At 69.6% G+C, this 14638-nt stretch carries 14 protein-coding genes; 7 read left to right on the top strand and 7 right to left on the bottom strand.

All coding sequences use genetic code 11. The annotated features are described in order from the left end of the window. The first annotated feature begins 63 nt into the window (after window positions 1-63). The gene (locus K8625_RS16075; RefSeq protein ID WP_223783195.1) at window positions 64-1158 is read left to right on the top strand and encodes a LuxR C-terminal-related transcriptional regulator; all 1095 of its coding nucleotides are present in this window, start codon (window positions 64-66) and stop codon (window positions 1156-1158) included. Between the two features lie 49 nt (window positions 1159-1207). Here the strand turns inward: K8625_RS16075 and K8625_RS16070 are convergent, their stop codons facing one another. Then, entirely contained in the window at window positions 1208-1906 is a 699-nt protein-coding gene (locus tag K8625_RS16070) for an iron-containing redox enzyme family protein (RefSeq protein WP_223783194.1), read from the bottom strand. A 76-nt stretch (window positions 1907-1982) separates the two neighbouring features. Further along, the gene (locus tag K8625_RS16065; RefSeq protein ID WP_223783193.1) at window positions 1983-2801 is read right to left on the bottom strand and encodes a GNAT family N-acyltransferase; all 819 of its coding nucleotides are present in this window, start codon (window positions 2799-2801) and stop codon (window positions 1983-1985) included. Between the two features lie 270 nt (window positions 2802-3071). On the opposite strand from K8625_RS16065, the gene K8625_RS16060 reads away from it, so the two are divergent. Further along, window positions 3072-3665 carry a hypothetical protein gene (locus K8625_RS16060; RefSeq protein WP_223783192.1) on the top strand — a complete coding sequence of 198 codons (594 nt, stop codon included), beginning with the start codon at window positions 3072-3074 and terminating at the stop codon, window positions 3663-3665. Window positions 3666-3692: 27 nt separating this feature from the next. Here K8625_RS16060 and K8625_RS16055 read toward each other — a convergent pair whose 3' ends face one another. The 4 genes from K8625_RS16055 to K8625_RS16040 all read right to left on the bottom strand — a co-directional run bounded on the left by K8625_RS16055 (window position 3693) and on the right by K8625_RS16040 (window position 7747). Beyond that, on the bottom strand, window positions 3693-4613 hold the full coding sequence (locus K8625_RS16055) for a hypothetical protein (protein WP_223783191.1): 921 nt from the start codon (window positions 4611-4613) through the stop codon (window positions 3693-3695). Window positions 4614-4842: 229 nt separating this feature from the next. Further along, window positions 4843-6432: a caspase family protein gene (locus K8625_RS16050; protein ID WP_223783190.1), complete on the bottom strand. Its 1590-nt coding sequence runs from the start codon at window positions 6430-6432 to the stop codon at window positions 4843-4845. Next, the gene (locus K8625_RS16045; RefSeq protein WP_223783189.1) at window positions 6429-7199 is read right to left on the bottom strand and encodes a hypothetical protein; all 771 of its coding nucleotides are present in this window, start codon (window positions 7197-7199) and stop codon (window positions 6429-6431) included. The genes K8625_RS16050 and K8625_RS16045 overlap by 4 nt, the downstream gene beginning before the upstream one ends. Further along, the gene (locus K8625_RS16040; RefSeq protein WP_141332539.1) at window positions 7196-7747 is read right to left on the bottom strand and encodes an RNA polymerase sigma factor; all 552 of its coding nucleotides are present in this window, start codon (window positions 7745-7747) and stop codon (window positions 7196-7198) included. The genes K8625_RS16045 and K8625_RS16040 overlap by 4 nt, the downstream gene beginning before the upstream one ends. 833 nt (window positions 7748-8580) lie before the next feature. On the opposite strand from K8625_RS16040, the gene K8625_RS16035 reads away from it, so the two are divergent. Together K8625_RS16035 and K8625_RS16030 are read left to right on the top strand one after the other, a co-directional pair. Continuing rightward, entirely contained in the window at window positions 8581-9450 is an 870-nt protein-coding gene (locus K8625_RS16035) for an NADPH-dependent F420 reductase (protein WP_370641917.1), read from the top strand. Window positions 9451-9586: 136 nt separating this feature from the next. Next, a complete protein-coding gene (locus tag K8625_RS16030) occupies window positions 9587-9847 on the top strand; it encodes a hypothetical protein (RefSeq protein ID WP_223783188.1) in 261 nt (86 codons plus the stop codon). A 15-nt stretch (window positions 9848-9862) separates the two neighbouring features. On the opposite strand, the gene K8625_RS16025 is transcribed toward K8625_RS16030, so the two are convergent. Continuing rightward, on the bottom strand, window positions 9863-11152 hold the full coding sequence (locus tag K8625_RS16025; RefSeq protein WP_223783187.1) for a glycosyltransferase: 1290 nt from the start codon (window positions 11150-11152) through the stop codon (window positions 9863-9865). A 267-nt stretch (window positions 11153-11419) separates the two neighbouring features. Between K8625_RS16025 and K8625_RS16020 the strand changes: the two genes are divergently transcribed. The 3 genes from K8625_RS16020 to K8625_RS16010 all read left to right on the top strand — a co-directional run bounded on the left by K8625_RS16020 (window position 11420) and on the right by K8625_RS16010 (window position 14613). After that, window positions 11420-13141, top strand: coding sequence for a Hint domain-containing protein (locus K8625_RS16020; RefSeq protein ID WP_223783186.1), 1722 nt, complete (start codon window positions 11420-11422; stop codon window positions 13139-13141). A 119-nt stretch (window positions 13142-13260) separates the two neighbouring features. Beyond that, the gene (locus K8625_RS16015; RefSeq protein WP_141332535.1) at window positions 13261-13710 is read left to right on the top strand and encodes a GNAT family N-acetyltransferase; all 450 of its coding nucleotides are present in this window, start codon (window positions 13261-13263) and stop codon (window positions 13708-13710) included. Between the two features lie 237 nt (window positions 13711-13947). After that, window positions 13948-14613, top strand: coding sequence for a hypothetical protein (locus K8625_RS16010; RefSeq protein WP_223783185.1), 666 nt, complete (start codon window positions 13948-13950; stop codon window positions 14611-14613). The last annotated feature ends 25 nt before the right edge of the window (window positions 14614-14638 follow it).

The following is a 14638-nucleotide window of genomic DNA, read 5'->3' as shown; positions in this document are numbered from 1 at the left end:
ACTTATGTATGGATGAAGGACATGCTGGCGCACCCCACGGGGTGGCCTGACCAGGAGGAGTGGATGTTCAATCCGACGGACTTCAACACTCGAGAGCTCGTGGTCCGGGACAACGCAATCATCGCGCTCGGCAGCCAGCGCTCCGTTCCGAAAGCCCTCGAGGCGAGCCGCACGTCGATGCTCGAGTTCGTCCAGGCCGACGCCATGGCGCTGTGCCTCATGCGCCTTGCGCCCACGCTCGACTTCCGCTGGCACGTCCCCGGCCACCGCATCCCCATCCTCGAGGAGTATGCCGGCCTGGTCGACCATGACTTCCTCCGGGACCCCATCCTCGCCCAGCCCGGCGTGCCCATCTGCGATACGCAACTCCTCTCACGCCGGGACTACGAGCGCACCCTCGTCTATCAACGCAGCCGGGAGCTGGAGCAGCCCCTGGAGCACATCATGGCCGTCCTCGTGCCCATCCGCCCGGGCCTCGTCGGCGCCCTCGCGTTCTACCGGCACCAGCGCTCGCCCTTCCCCGACCAGAGCGTCACCGCCCTCGCCAGCGTCACCCGGCACTTCGCCAACACCCTCGGCAACTGCCAGGACTTCCAGGACATGACCGCCGGCGCGCAGCTGCTCCAGGAGCTCTACCAGCGCGACGACTCCGCCTTCATCATCCTGGAGCCGCCCAGGCGCGAGGTGTTCCGCTCCCAGCACGCCACCCATCTGCTGGAGCGCTGGTTCACGCCGTCGGAGCTCCACGCCTCCGGGCTCCCGTTCGCCTTCAAGGAGCAGCTGGACACCCTCATCCGGATGACCCCGGACGAGCGGCTCGGCAAGAACCTCTGGGTCGTCAATCATCCCGACGGCTACCGCACGTGCCGGTTCATCGAGCTGCCCGCCAATGACGCTCCTCGCCAGTGGGCCCTCCTCTTGACCGAGCTCCCCCACTCCATCCCCCTGCCCCTGCACATGCAACGCGAGCTCACCACCCGCGAGCTCGACATCGCGAAGGGCGTGCTCCGCAACTGGTCCAACGGGCAGATCGCCGATGACCTCAAGATCTCCGACCAGACGGTGAAGACCCACGTGCGCAACCTCTTCGGCAAGCTGGGCGTCGACGACCGCGCCGACTTCCTCTACCAGCTCGCCCTCCTCAGCAAGCCGGTGTGAGGCGCCCCACCGCGAGTCGGAGGCGCCTCCGACTCGCGGGCGCGGAGCGCTACCTCGCGAGCTCACCGCCCTGACGGAAGATGCGCGGGTAGACGCACCGCGCGACCCGGGCCGAGAAGAGGATCGCCTCCTGGTCCTCCAACTCCGTCAGCCCCGCGAAGAGCCGCTCCATCTCCGCCACGTGGTCCCCGTCCAGCGCGCCGTGGCTGCGCAGGAACGTCACCGACTTGCGGATGTTGGGGATGGTGGACAGCTCCCGCAGCCGCTCGGCCCACAGGCCCGCCCGCGTCTGTGACAGGTACTCCAGCACGTACGCGGTCCCCAGCGCCGCCGTCGCCACGCCCGCGCGGGAGGTGAAGAAGTTCCACCCGGTATAGGCCTTCACCGCGGGGCTGCGCGCCGCCGACTCCACGACCTCCTCCGAGCACCCCAGGTTCTTCAGGTCCGACAGCAGCCACCGGTCGTGCCCCCGCTCCTCCTCGCCCTTCTGGATGAGCAGCGTCGCCAGCTCCGGGAGCCGGCCCTGCTGCCTCAGCCGCACGCCCGCCTCCGCGAGGATGGGCGTGCTCCAGCGGGCGTAGTGGTACGTCTGGATGAGGAAGTGGATGTAGCCCTCCTTGTCGAGGGTGCCCTCGAGGAGGCTTCGAGCGTCGGGCTGCGCGTCCACCGCCGCCACCAGTCCTCGCGCCTCCGCGTCCAGCGCCGCCAACCAATTCGCTCCCACGTGATTCTCCGTCTGGGTGTGCACGTACGTCTCCTGTCCGGTGCCCCTGGGGCTCCCGGTCGCTGCGTGTTGAAGGTGAAGGGAAAGGAACCGCGACCGCCTAGGCGGCCAGGCTCACGCCGTGCTCCAGCGCGTGGAAGCGCGCCAGGGAGTCCGTCGGAATCTCATCGAGCGCCATGACGAGCGGCAGCGTGAACCACTGGAAATACGTGTCGTAGAGGGGCTCGGCGATGAAGCGCGCGCCCATCGTCCTGGCGAAGAGCGCGGGCGCCCGGGGCAGCCGCAGCCCGTCCCACTGCCCCTGCGCCGCCCTCGCCCGCTCCTCGGGCGTGTAGAAGGGGCTGCGGGGCCGTGCCGGGGCGCGACACGTGTCGGGGATGGAGACGCGCCAGTGAGGGCTCAGCCAACCGCGTCGGGCCGCCACCCGCCACGCGAGGCGCGCGTCCTCGGCCGAGTCCGTCTCCAGGTTCGCGGACGCAATCCAGTGCGTCACGCCGCGCCGCCGGCTCTCCGCGTACATGCCCGCCTGCAGCCACGTGACGGCCTCCGAGCGCCGCCACTGGGGCAACACACAGAAGCGCGAAGGCTCCGCGACCAGCCTCCCCGGCTGGAGCAGCCCCGAGAGGTCCACCCGCTGCTCCATCTCGAGCCCCACCTTCCCGCCCAGGTTCGCCGCCACCTCCGCGTTGGGCAGCGCCACGCGCATCGTCGCCACCGGCTCGTCACCGGCATGGACGAGCACGTGCACCGTGGTGTCGAGCGTGTCGACACACGTCACCTCCCGCCGGGACACCGCGGACTGCTCGGACAACAAGCCCAGCTCTCCGCCGAAGACCGCCCAGCGGATGCGCGCCACGGCATCGAGTTCCTTCTGGGTGGCGGCGACACACCAACGCCAGCGCCCGTGTCTGCACGTCATGGGTACCCCTCCTGGTCACGAAGAGGGTCGGTGTCTCACCGCCCTCTCACGTCCTTTCGTGACGGGAGACCCGAGTTCGACGGCGGAGGAGCGCTGGCGCACGTGGGTGCGCGATATCACCCGGGCGGATTCATCCCCGCCCAGTCGTTCTTCATCCCCCCGCAGGGGTTGCCACCATCCACGTCGAGTCATCAGCCCGCGCCGCACCCGATGCGGGGAGACATCTTTCGATTTCTCTCCCCGAGAGCCCCCACTTAAGGTGCTTCCTCCATGAGCCCATCCCGCCCGTCCCCCGCGCCCAGGTCCAACAACAAGGTGGTCCTCTTCGCCGGCGCCGCAGTGATGGTCATGGCGGGCGCCCTGGGAGCCGGGGTCATGCTGGGCGGGTCAGGTGGCTCGGCCGGAGACAGTGAGGAGATCGACGTCGGCGCGCTCCAGGAGATGGCCGGCATCCAGGCGCAGTTGGGCTCCCTGAAGCTCTGCAAGGTCCAGTACGGCGTTCGAGGACGGCGGATGAAGTCGGGCTCGCACGAGTCCGTCTGGGTCAGCGCTTGCGAGCAGGACCGGTTCACAGGGGCCCGCATCGACGTCCCCACCGAGCGGCAGGTGCAGCACGTCACCTTCGACCTGGATCGGACCTCGGTCTCCGAGCCGTGGAAGATCCTGGTCGACAAGAACCGGGTTCCCTTCCCCGACCTCCAGCGCGCGCTCGAGCAGCTCGCCCCGCTCCTCCGAGAGAAGACGCCGGAGGCGCTGACGCGCGCCATCGAAGAGCGCGCGGCAGCGGACCGTCGGCGAGAGGAGAGCGAGGCCGCGGAGCGCGCCCGCCGGGAAGCCGCGAAGGACTCCTATCCGCGGCAGTGACGGGCGCGGGCCCCCGCGGTCGTCACCTCAGGGCGTGGTCACCACCGGGCAGGGCCACCAGGACGGCGGCGAGGCCCGGTCATCCCAGGTGCCATCCCAGTAGTCCTTCAGCATGTACACCTCCGTGTTCGCCACGGAGCAGAAGCGCTCGGGGTGGGGATTCACGTACAGCACCTGGTCATTGCGCGAGATGGAGTGGATGAACGTGCCGCACCGCTGGGTGCTCCCCACGGGCGGAGGCCCCACGGTGGAGGCTCGCACCGTGTCCAGGAGGACTCGAGCGTTGGGCTCCTCGCAGGCGAGCTGCTGGAAGGCCTGGTTCGCCTCCAGATCCATGTCCAGGTCCACCCTGCGCGTCTTCACGGTGCACTCCGTCCCTTCTTCCGTGTAGTGCAGCGTCACCACGGAGTACCCCTGGGGAATCTCCGGGCAGTCCGGGAAGTCGAAGTGGTAGAGCGGGTGGAGCGCGCCCTCGCGGTACAGGATGAAGGACTGCTCCGTCGAGTCCGCGCTGAAGCCCGACTGGAACCCGACGACGATGTCAGGGCTGGAAGTGGCCTCGTTCGACACCCGGTCCAGGGTGCCGTTGCCGTTGCCGTCCACGTAGGCCATCACGTAGGCCATGCCCAGCTTGGAGCCCTCCTCTCCAATCAGTGCCGCGGGATCCGGCAGGCGATTGAGGGACATGCTGAAGGTGTTGGGGAAGTGGCCGTTGACCCTGACGTCCGCGTCGGGGTGGTGGTACGACGTCTTCGGGGCCAATCGCTGGCACCGGGCGAGGCCCTCCGGGTACGTCCGCTGGACCATGCAGTCCACGACGACCTTGGGCCAGACATCCCAGAGGAGCGACGCGCGAATGCGGTCGGAGTTCCCCAGGTCGAAGGTGGAAGAGGCGCGCAGCGTGCCCTCCAGCGTCAGCAGGGCTTCGTCCTCCGCCTCGTCTCCCATGACACCACCGCATCCCGTCAATGCCAGTGCAAGCAGGCTCCACTTCCAGAAACCGCGCTCCCGCATCGTCGTCATATGGCCTTCCTCTCGGACCCGGGCGCAATCCCAGGTCACGTGACAGGCATCAGCCGGCGAACCCGCGCGCCCTCTTCTCGAAGCGCTCGCGCCATCCAGTCGATGCGAGCAAGGAGACGCGTGGACGGACTCACGTGGGACATGCCACCCACGCTCACAGCCCCCAGGTGCAACCCAGCATCAACTGTGGCGCGAATTGCGTCCTGAGCTTCTCGTCCTCGCGCATCAGCGCGACATGGCCGCCCAGCCGGGCGAAGAGGCCCGTGCGCGCGCTCACCGGGACCTCCGCGGAGAGCGCGGCGAAGGTGGCCGCGCCCGCGCCCGTGCGTGTCCGTCGCGTGGGGAGGCCCAGCTCGCGGCGGCGCTCCGCATCCGGGCTCGTCGCGCGCTGAGCCAGGCCCAGCACACCGAGGCCCGCGTGGGCTCCCATCCAGACTCGCCCCACCGAGCCCGCGAGGCCCAGGCCACTCCACAGCCCCAGCTCCACCTGCTCGAATCGCTGCGCGTTCGTTGCGCCCCGGGTGCCCCCCAGGCTGAGTCCTCCGAGGAAGGACAACCCCAGCCCACCGGAGCTCTCCCTCGCGAGCAGCACTCCCACCTGGGGCCCCCACCCTCCCAGCTGCGTCGACGAGCGGCCCGCGCCCACCGCCGCTTGGAGCCGCCAGTTGCTGGACTCCAGGAGCGCGCCCTTGCGCTGGTGCAGGGCCAGCGTACGGACCTCCAGCGACGCGGGCTCCAGGCGCTGCTTGTCGCCCCAGGGCAGGTACACCTTGCCGTAGAGCACCTGGGGGCCTCGCCGCACCTGGACCCGATAGCGACCCGCTGGCAGCGCGACGCGCACCGGCTCTTCACCTCGGGGCTCCACCTCCGCCATGACCTGCAACGTGCGCTCGTCCACGAGCACGACGCTGTCTCCCACCCGTGGTGGCAGCTCGAGCTGCGCGTGGGCCCGCGAGAGCGTGGTGAGGAACAGGTCCCCTTCTCCCGCGAGCTGGCTGGACAGCTCCGGGTGCTGCACCGCCGCCGTGGAGGCGTGCGAGCCCGCCAGGGTGCGGTGGTAGACGTGGCCATAGGCCTCCGTGAGCGAGACGCGGCCATCGGCGTCCACGTCCGCCGCGCCCCTCAGGCCTGAAATCAGGTGGTGCGTGAAGAACGAACCCCGGAGGCTGTCCGACTCCTGCGCCACCTCGTGAGCCCCCGCGGATGCGATGAACACGCGCCCCTGCGGTCCCACCTGGCGGAGGAAGGAGATGTCGAACGCGGGCGCGGACTTGAGGCCCTTGGAGCGGCCTCGCACGAGCGCGCCGCTGTGACAGGCGTCCAGCACCGCGACGGTGACGGTGGCGGGGACCTCCGACAGCAGGCGTTGCAGCTCCGCGAGCGGGAGCGCCTCGCCGCCCAGGCGCAGGGCCGACTCGTCACCGTGGCCCGAGTAGAAGAAGAACAGCAGCGTGCGCTCTCCGGCGCGCCGCGCCTCCTCGATGCGGCCTCGCATCCGCGCGAGCCCGAGCTTGAGATTGGAGACGGACTCCCCCCGCAGCAGGAGACGACGGTCCTCGGGGACTCCGCCGAGCTGGCCGAAGACGGCGTCCATGCGCTCGGCGTCCTGCTGGGCCCAGCGCAAAGGCTCGTCCGTGTCCCGGCCCAGGTTGTGGCCCACGCTGATGGAGAACCGGCTCTCCGCGCTCGCGACGGAGGTAACGACCAGGGCGAGCAGGACACCGAAGCGCAGCACCGTCCTCATGGCAGCTCCTTGGGGAGGACGTGGACGGTGTGGCGGGTGCCAGGGAGCGGCGAGGGTGACGGGGGGAAGGCCGTCTCCCTCGCCGCGTGCTCCAGCCAGCGCTGGACGGTCTGGGGCGATGGAGCACTCGGGGCATCGGAGGCGAGCACCACCACCAGCGCCTCCTGTTCGGGGGCGGCATCCAGCTCCAGGCTCCCGGGCAGCACCCATCGGCCTGGCCCCATGGACAACGCGCCGCCGGTGGCCTCGAAGCCCTGGAGGGGTGTGACGCGGCCGCGCTCGCTCAGCGCCAGGACATAGAGCGCGCCGCCGTTGACGTCCTCCACCTCCACCCGGACCCGGTCTCCGGGGCGCAACACCACACCGGGCCCCTGCTCGAAGACCGCGTCACCTCGCTTGACGAGCACTCGCGCGGTGAGCCCGCCGCGCACGCGAACCTTCTCCACCTCATCGAGGGTGACGAGCCGGGGCAGCACCGCCGCGAGCACGACGCCGAGCACCAGCACGGGATGGCTCCAATGCCAGGGCCCGCGCCAGCGGCTCGGACGCGGGGTCTCCAGTCGGGCCCGCACCGGGCCGAAGGGGCGCACGAGGGCGAAGGCGGCCTTCTCGGCCTGGCGCTCCCGCAGGTGCGCCGCGAGTTCGGGCGAGACGCGCGCCGCCTCTTCCACGCGCCGGGCCTCTTCCCGGGAGAGCTCGTCACACAGGTAGCGCTCCAGCAGGAGGTCCGGCACGCCCGGGAAGCGAGGGATGGAGGTGGGGTTCATGCGGGGGCCGTTCCCTTTCGAGGCTCGGTGCGGGGGGCGACCTCCAGGAGTCGCCGCGCGGTGTCGAAGAAGGTCTGCAACTTGCGCTGCACCGTCTTGCGGGAGACGTCGAGCAGCGTGGCGATCTGCTCCTGCTCCAGCTCGTCGATGAAGCGGTGGGCGACGATGCGCTGGACGTCCTCCGGACAGTGCGCGAGGACGCGCCTGACCAGGTCCGCGTCCACCAGCAGTCGCTCCAGCGCGGCCTCCGGCGATGCGCGGGCCTCCGGAAGTGGCGCCAGTCGAGACAGCGCATGGGTGGCCTCGGTGCGCTGGCGGCGCAGCACGGAGAAGCATTGTCGGTCCGCCACGGTGAGCAGCCACGACAAGGCGGAGCCCGCGGCGCGCAGCTGCTTCAGGTTGGAGTGGACGCGCAGGAAGACCTCCTGCGTCGAATCCCAGGCCAGCGCCTCATCGCCGAGCAGGCGCAGACACCGCCGATGCACGGCTTCGCCATAGCGACGGTAGTAGCCCTCGGTCTGCTCGACCTCGTTCGCCGGCTCGCGCACGCACGGACCTCACCCTGGGCCGATTGCCGCCCCCGTCGTCAGTCTCGCCCGGCACGGGCGCCAGCGGGGGCACGTCCCGCCAGGCGAGACGCATGACCCTCATTCCGTGGGACATTTCCCGGGACATTCATTCCCAGCTTGACGGGGAGACGGTCGACACGCTTCGGCGAACGGGACGCGCGACTGGGGGGGCACTCTCCGCCCCCCTCTCACAAGGACTCACGTCACGTGCATCACAGAGGGTCAGGCCCCCCCAATGCATGGCGTGCACGTGTAGCGGATACCCGAGGAGCAGTCTGGGTATGGGATGGAGCTGGTGGGACAGAAGCCCGCCCGACACGGGAGCTGACAGGTGTACCAGTACGTCGGGGCAAGATCTCCTTGCGAGACGAGGTCCTGGATGGGGGCCTCGGGGGTGAGAGGTTCCGGGGCCTCCGGACCACCGCAAGCGGTGACCCACAGCAGCGCGCACGACAGCAACACGATCTTCTTCATGCATCCTCCGTGACGAGGGACTGCGCTGGGACTGCGGGAGTGAGCCCAGCACATCCTTCACGGAACCCCAAGCCGGTGGGCAACGCACGGCCTGGGCACCGACGGAGGGAAGGCGACGCCTCTTCCCATGAGGAACGGCATCCTGCCTCCCTGGCATCTCCGTCTCCTGGTTGATTCGAGGGATCGCGCAGCAGCGCAGGGGGCAGGAGATCGTTTTCAGAGGTCGGCTCCGCCCTTCCCCCCTGTCGGGCAGCCTCCACGTCCATTGGTCTGGGCGCTGGCGCGCCTTGAAACACAGGCATCGGTCCGCCCGGCGCGATTGCCCCGCCTGTCATGTCGTGGCGGGGCAAGCAGTCACCTCCCGCCAGACTCCGTGCGGGACAGTCCGACTTCGCGAAAGATGGATTTCTTCCGGGCAGGCGTCGGAGGAGCTGGTTATCAGGCGTGCCCCATCGGTCGGGAGCCCGCATGGCCGGCTCCCCTCCTTCCAGGAGGCACACATGAAGATCGGCATCATCGGAGCGGGCCACATCGGCGCCACGCTGGCGCGCAAGTGGGTGAAGCTGGGCCACCAGGTCTCCCTGGCGAACTCGCGGGGACCGGACTCGATTCGGGAGCTCGCGGCGGAGATCGGCGCGACGGCCGTCACGGCGGCCCAGGCGGCGAAGAGCGGCGAGGTCGTGGTCGTCACCATCCCCCAGCGCGCGGTGATGGACCTGCCCAAGGACCTCTTCCAGGGCGTGCCCGCCGACGTGGTCATCATCGATACCGGCAACTACTACCCGACCCGGGACGGCGCCATCCCCGAGCTCGAGCAAGGCAGGACGGAGAGCGTCTGGGTCAGCGAGCGGCTCGGCAGGCCGGTGGTCAAGGCCTTCAACAACATCTACTCCCAATCCCTCGCGGACAAGAGCCAGCCTCCGGGCACGCCCGGCCGCGTCGCGCTCCCCGTCGCCGGCGCCCCCGAGGCCAAGGCGAAGGTCCTGCGCCTCATCGACGAGCTCGGCTTCGACCCGGTCGACGCCGGAGACCTCGAGGGCTCCTGGCGCCAGCAGCCGGGCACGCCCTGCTACACCCAGGACCTCGACGCCCCGAAGCTGAAGGCCGCCCTCGCCGCCTCCGACCGCAGCCGCATCCCCGAGTACCGGAAGGCCGCGGATGACGCGGCGAAGCCCTTCTTCCTCGCGGCGGCCCAGCGAAAGCCCTGACGCGCGTCGGGAAGAAAGCACCGCCGCCCGCAGCCAGCTTTCGGCGGGCTGTGCGTATCCATGGTGGACCGAGGCACTCGCGGCAACCGGCACACGGTCCGCGAGCGCCTGGCGGCTGATCAGTCGCTGGAAGCAGGTGACCCTCCTCAGCAGCAGCCAGCCGTGGAAGGTCTGGAACGAGTCCGGCAACAGCTGGTGCAACTGGCCGTCGCCTTCGACCGCCGGCTGCGACACCAACTCGGAGTGGTCGAGCATCGTGCTGGATCCGTCGACCTGCTTCCTCTTCAGCAAGTCGAAGGGCCTCTTCGGAACCCATACCGACGTGTATGAGCTCTCGAACCTCTCGGCGCGGCTCACCGGCGGGGATCGCGTGACGTTCCGCTGGGTCCAGGACTGAGCGGCGCCACCGCGCTCACTTCGACAGTCGCAGCACCGCTTGCACCGCGCGCTCGGTTCCGTCCACGCCCTCCAGCGAGGACGCAAGCGCGCGGGCCCGGGTCGTGACGGCGGGCTCCAGGAGCCGGGAGAGCGCGCTCGCGACGGAGGAGGCCTCCAGCGCCGAGGGAAGCACCACGCTCCCCACGCCGAGCCGCTCCACGCGGCGCGCATTCGCGAGCTGATCCCCACCGAAGGGAATCACCACCATGGGGCGACCCGCGGCGAGCGACTCCTGGACGGTGTTGTTCCCGCCGTGTGTCACCACCAAGTCCACGCGCCGCAGCAGGGGCACCTGGGGCACCTGACGGAACACGAGCGTGCGCGGGCCCGCGCGTCGCTCCAGCCGCCCGAAGCTGGCGCCCGCGCTGACGACGGTGTGGACGTCGTGTCGCGCCAGTCCGTCGAGGATGGCGTCGAACACGCGGGGCTGGCCGTTGAACACCGTCCCCAGCGACACGTACACGTGGCGACGTCCGGGCTGGAGGGAGCGCAGCGCGGGGTCGTCCTGGTCCGCGTCCCGCGCCCGGGGAAGACAGGGGCCGGTCATCTCCACGGGCCCCGTGAGCGGCTTCAGCCCGGGCTCCAGCTCCGGAAGGGTGGCCAGCAGGTTGAGGTCGTCGGAGATGGGCGCGGAGAGCAAACCGCCAGGGCGCAGGCGCACGCCCAACGCTCGCGCATCCCTGGCGACCCGGGCATCGAACCACGCGCCGAGCGCCTGGGTGGCCTGCTCCGCGCGCGCCCAGGTCTCGTCGCGAGGCGCGTCGTCCGGCAGGCCGCTGCCGAAGGGAGACGCACCCTCCACGGGGAAAGGCAGCGCGGAGTGGTAGAACGCCGCGTAGGGCCGCCTCGTCAGCCGGGCCGCGAGCAGCGCCGCGGGCATGAGGTAGTCGCCGAGCACCACGTCGATGCCGGACGCCTCGATTTCCCGGGCGAGGTGGCGGGCCTGCGACTTCATCCCGGCGGTGAACAGACGCAGCGCCAGGGCCAGCTCGTCGACGCCCCGAGCGTGCGGAATACGGGCGCCGTACCAGAGCATGGCGGGTGCGGGCTGGAGCCGGATGAGCCGCAGACCGTCGCGCTGGATGGCCTGGGGCAGCGTCGTCGCCACGCGCAGGGGCTCCGGCCAGAGGTTCGAGAAAGGGAGCGGCGGCGCGGCGAGCGCCATCGCGACGTCGTGCCCCAGCTCACGCAGCCGCACGCCCATGGCGCGCAGGGCGTTGGTGTGGCCCGCCGTGGGGTGGGCCGCCATGAGGATTCTCGACATGGGGGACGCTTATCACCGAGCTGTCCCACCGTGGAAACCCCCATGTCGCCTCGTGGGAAACCACCAGGCCTCCTCGCCCTTCCATGCCTCCAATCGATGTCTTTGTTTTGTTCGGAACCTTGCGGGACCCTGACGGATATCAATGAATAACAACTCTTGATATGCCTTTACCAATCCCTGTCATCCACCCCACGTTCCTCCCCAGGGACGGACACGCGTGCACTGGCACGGCCGCTCTCACCGCAGTCCCACCCCCAGAGGTAGACCATGTCACGACGTCTTTGCAGACATGCTGCTCCCTTGTCGTTGCTGCTCACCGTGAGCCTCGCCCTGGCTGGATGCCAGAAGGAGAGCCCCCAGGACTCCGGGCAGAGCCCCACCGAGGCGCCGGGCTCGAACGAGCTGCGCCCCGGAGACCTGTCCCAGGTGCGAGCACTGGCCGCGAGGCACGGTGGTGTCGTCGCGCTGGACCTGTCCGACGAGGCCCAGTACCGCTTCCTCCGCGCTCGGGTAGCGGCCGCGGGAAAGACCCCGGAGAAGTATCCCCAGTTCTTCGCCATGCTCCAGTCGGTGCGCGAGCGCCACGCCGCGCGCAGGCAGGGCGTGAGCGCCCAGGTCTCCCCGGAGGCCCCCAGGGACCACTTGATCGGCAAGGTCATCGTCGGGCCGGACGGGAGGACTTTCGAGGCGACGGCATTCTCCACCGTGCAGGGAGGCGCGGACTACAGCTTCCTGGACGTGGTGGTCTGGGACGAGACCCAGCAGAACCAGGTGTCTGACTATGGGTGGGGCGAGGTCTATGCCGATGGACGCAAGCTGTGGGCCCGCGCCACGGGAGCGCTCCCGCTGACCCGGGATCCGCTGCTCTACGTCGACTCGGCCAGCCTGGTCTCCTTCGGCGGCCAGGAGTACGTCCTCTACAAGTCGGCCACTGTCTCGCCGTCGCCGGGCTGCGACATCGTCCACCCCAGGGACCTGGCACCCGCCGCGAGGCCGGACAACATCGTCACCATCTGCCTGCAGCGCAACAACGGCGATTGTGACTACCCGATGGTCAACTTCCAGCAGGTGCAGATTCCGCTGAAGGGGACGATGACCTTCCCCTTCCCGGTGACGAGCATCAACAACACGCCGGGCACGTACGCCAAGCTCGTCGAGGAGAGCGGTGGTCCTCGGGAGATGGCCTTCGGTACCTTCTTCAACTGGCTGACCATCAACCCCTCGGACCCACGGCAGGTGCAGTGGGACATCCCCCAGAACCAGGGCGTCTTCACCGGGGTCTTCTTCCAGCCCTACGAGGACGTGGACCTGTTCATGAGCATCGACGTGACCATGAACCGCCTGGGGAGGCCCACGCAGGTCACCAAGCAGTTCTCCTCGTCGCCCACCTTCACGCCGAGCATGGTGTGCATGCCGAAGATCCAGATCTCCTACAGCTGTCTGGCGGCGGGCACCCAGGTGAAGCTCGCGGGAGGAAAGAGCGCCCCCATCGAGCGCATCGCCCGGGGAGCCCGCGTGGTGACGGACGGCTCGGGCCAGGCGCTGCGTGTGGCGGACACGACGGTGGGCACCGAGAGCATCGAGATGGTCCGCCTCCGCGACGACGTGGGCCATGACCTGCTCTTGACGGGCACCCACCCGGTGATGACGCCGGACCGCGGGGTGGTGTGGGCGGAGGAGCTGAAGGTCGGCAACCGCGTCCTCACCGACTCGGGCATCTCCACCCTGGTGAAGGCGGACCGCGAGATGTTCGCGGGTGCCGTGCACAACCTGAAGCTCGACCGGAGCTCGCTCCAGGAGAAGCGCGAGGCCAAGGGCAGCACGCTGTACGCCAACGGCTTCCTGGTCGGCGACGTCACCATGCAGCGCGCCTACGAGTTCAAGGACCGGGCGGCGCTGACGGCGGAGCTGCTCGCGCGGCTCCCCGCGCGGTGGCAGGTGGACTACCAGAGCAGCCTGAAGGCGGGGACGCTCCCCTCGGGCCGATGAGGACGTGAGGGCGGTCGCGCTCGGGCCGCCCTCCCCCACCTTGCATTCCAGTCATCGCGAGCGGGGCCGCGGGCTACAGTCGCCCGCGGCACCCGACTCACGGAGGCTGGACCCTCTTGATGCACCTGCGCGACGTCACGGACGAAGACCTCCCCCTCTTCTTCGAGCACCAACGCGACCCGGTCGCGCTGCACATGGCCGCCTTCCCGTCCCGGGAGCGCGAGGCCTTCATGACGCACTGGCGCACGAAGGTCCTCCGCCCCGAGAACGTCACCCGCACCATCGTCGTCGACGGCCAGGTCGCCGGGTACATCAGCAGCTGGGAGCAGCACGGCGAGCGGCTCATCGCCTATTGGATTGGCAGGGAGCACTGGGGCCGCGGCATCGCGACCCGCGCGCTCTCGGAGTTCCTGACGGTGGAGCCGACACGTCCGCTGCACGCGTGCGTCGCCGTCCACAACGTCGGCTCCGTCCGCGTCCTCGAGAAGTGTGGCTTCCGCGCGGAGCCCCAGGACCAACCGCAGGTCGTGGACGGCATCGCCGAGCTCTTCATGACCCTGAGCCCGTAGCCACGACGTTTCCAGACAGCCCTTCGTCCGAGGTCCTCGTTCGACCTCGGACACGCGCGCGCCACACCCCGCGAGGCTGTCCGCGCAGCAACGCTCAACTCCTGAGAATCCCTGTCACGCCCGTGCGCGGTGCCTACCGTCGTCGTCCGCTCGGCTCTCGCCCCATTCCTGGCGCGAGTCGCTCCGGAGGGCGGCATCGGCCCATGTCGCCCCGTCATCTCCCGACGAGGAGGACCCATGTCGTCGCACGGCCTCAACCGCTTCGCCCTTCCCTTCCTGTTCATCCTCGCGTCCGCCCTGCTGTTCCCGTCGCCGGGCCAGGGCGCGGAAACGCGCTACGCCTCCCGCAAGCCCGCCCCCTGTGGCGTCAACCGCGAGCTGTACCTGGGCACCTACAAGGGGCGCGTGTTCAAGGAATGGCAGACACCTCTCACCGACGCGCAGCTCAAGGACCCGCTGGTCCGCATGGCCAATGACGCCCTGCTCAAGAACAACTACACGCTCACCGTGCGCTTCCACCGCGATGACCAGGGCGCCTACTGGGCGGACACCCACGTGCAGTTCGACAGCCTGACCCCGGACACCGTGGGCCCCAGCCACAGGGACACCAGCGACTACGTGCTCGACCTGGAGCGCTCCCCCGCCAAGGTGGAGTTCATCGTCACCCGCCGCCCCGCCAAGTCCTACCCCGTCCGCCCCCAGGAGCCACCCCGCACCGTCGGAATCGAGAAGACCACCTCCCACTCCAAACCCCTCCAGCACACGCTCGTCTTCAAGGAGACACTCGCCCTGGAGGCCCTGGACTGCGACAGCACGGGCGTCCCCCAGCGACTGCTCTTCACCCGGACCGTGGGCGGCTATCAGCCCATCGTCGAGACGCGGGAGCTGTTCCGGGTGAAATAGCCTGGAAAGGTCCGGCGTTGAGGGG

Source organism: Myxococcus sp. AS-1-15, from assembly GCF_020037055.1.
Taxonomy (GTDB): Bacteria; Myxococcota; Myxococcia; order Myxococcales; family Myxococcaceae; genus Myxococcus; species Myxococcus fulvus.
This window is presented reverse-complemented; position numbering and strand designations above follow the sequence as displayed.

Excerpts from the sequence above, each read along its gene's own strand:
- K8625_RS16075 (WP_223783195.1), top strand. The coding sequence starts at position 64 with ATGTTCAATCCGACGGACTTCAACACTCGAGAGCTCGTGGTCCGGGAC.
- K8625_RS16065 (WP_223783193.1), bottom strand. The coding sequence starts at position 2,801 with ATGACGTGCAGACACGGGCGCTGGCGTTGGTGTGTCGCCGCCACCCAG.
- K8625_RS16060 (WP_223783192.1), top strand. The coding sequence starts at position 3,072 with ATGAGCCCATCCCGCCCGTCCCCCGCGCCCAGGTCCAACAACAAGGTG.
- K8625_RS16055 (WP_223783191.1), bottom strand. The coding sequence starts at position 4,613 with ATGGGAGACGAGGCGGAGGACGAAGCCCTGCTGACGCTGGAGGGCACG.
- K8625_RS16050 (WP_223783190.1), bottom strand. The coding sequence starts at position 6,432 with ATGAGGACGGTGCTGCGCTTCGGTGTCCTGCTCGCCCTGGTCGTTACC.
- K8625_RS16045 (WP_223783189.1), bottom strand. The coding sequence starts at position 7,199 with ATGAACCCCACCTCCATCCCTCGCTTCCCGGGCGTGCCGGACCTCCTG.
- K8625_RS16025 (WP_223783187.1), bottom strand. The coding sequence starts at position 11,152 with ATGTCGAGAATCCTCATGGCGGCCCACCCCACGGCGGGCCACACCAAC.
- K8625_RS16020 (WP_223783186.1), top strand. The coding sequence starts at position 11,420 with ATGTCACGACGTCTTTGCAGACATGCTGCTCCCTTGTCGTTGCTGCTC.
- K8625_RS16015 (WP_141332535.1), top strand. The coding sequence starts at position 13,261 with ATGCACCTGCGCGACGTCACGGACGAAGACCTCCCCCTCTTCTTCGAG.
- K8625_RS16010 (WP_223783185.1), top strand. The coding sequence starts at position 13,948 with ATGTCGTCGCACGGCCTCAACCGCTTCGCCCTTCCCTTCCTGTTCATC.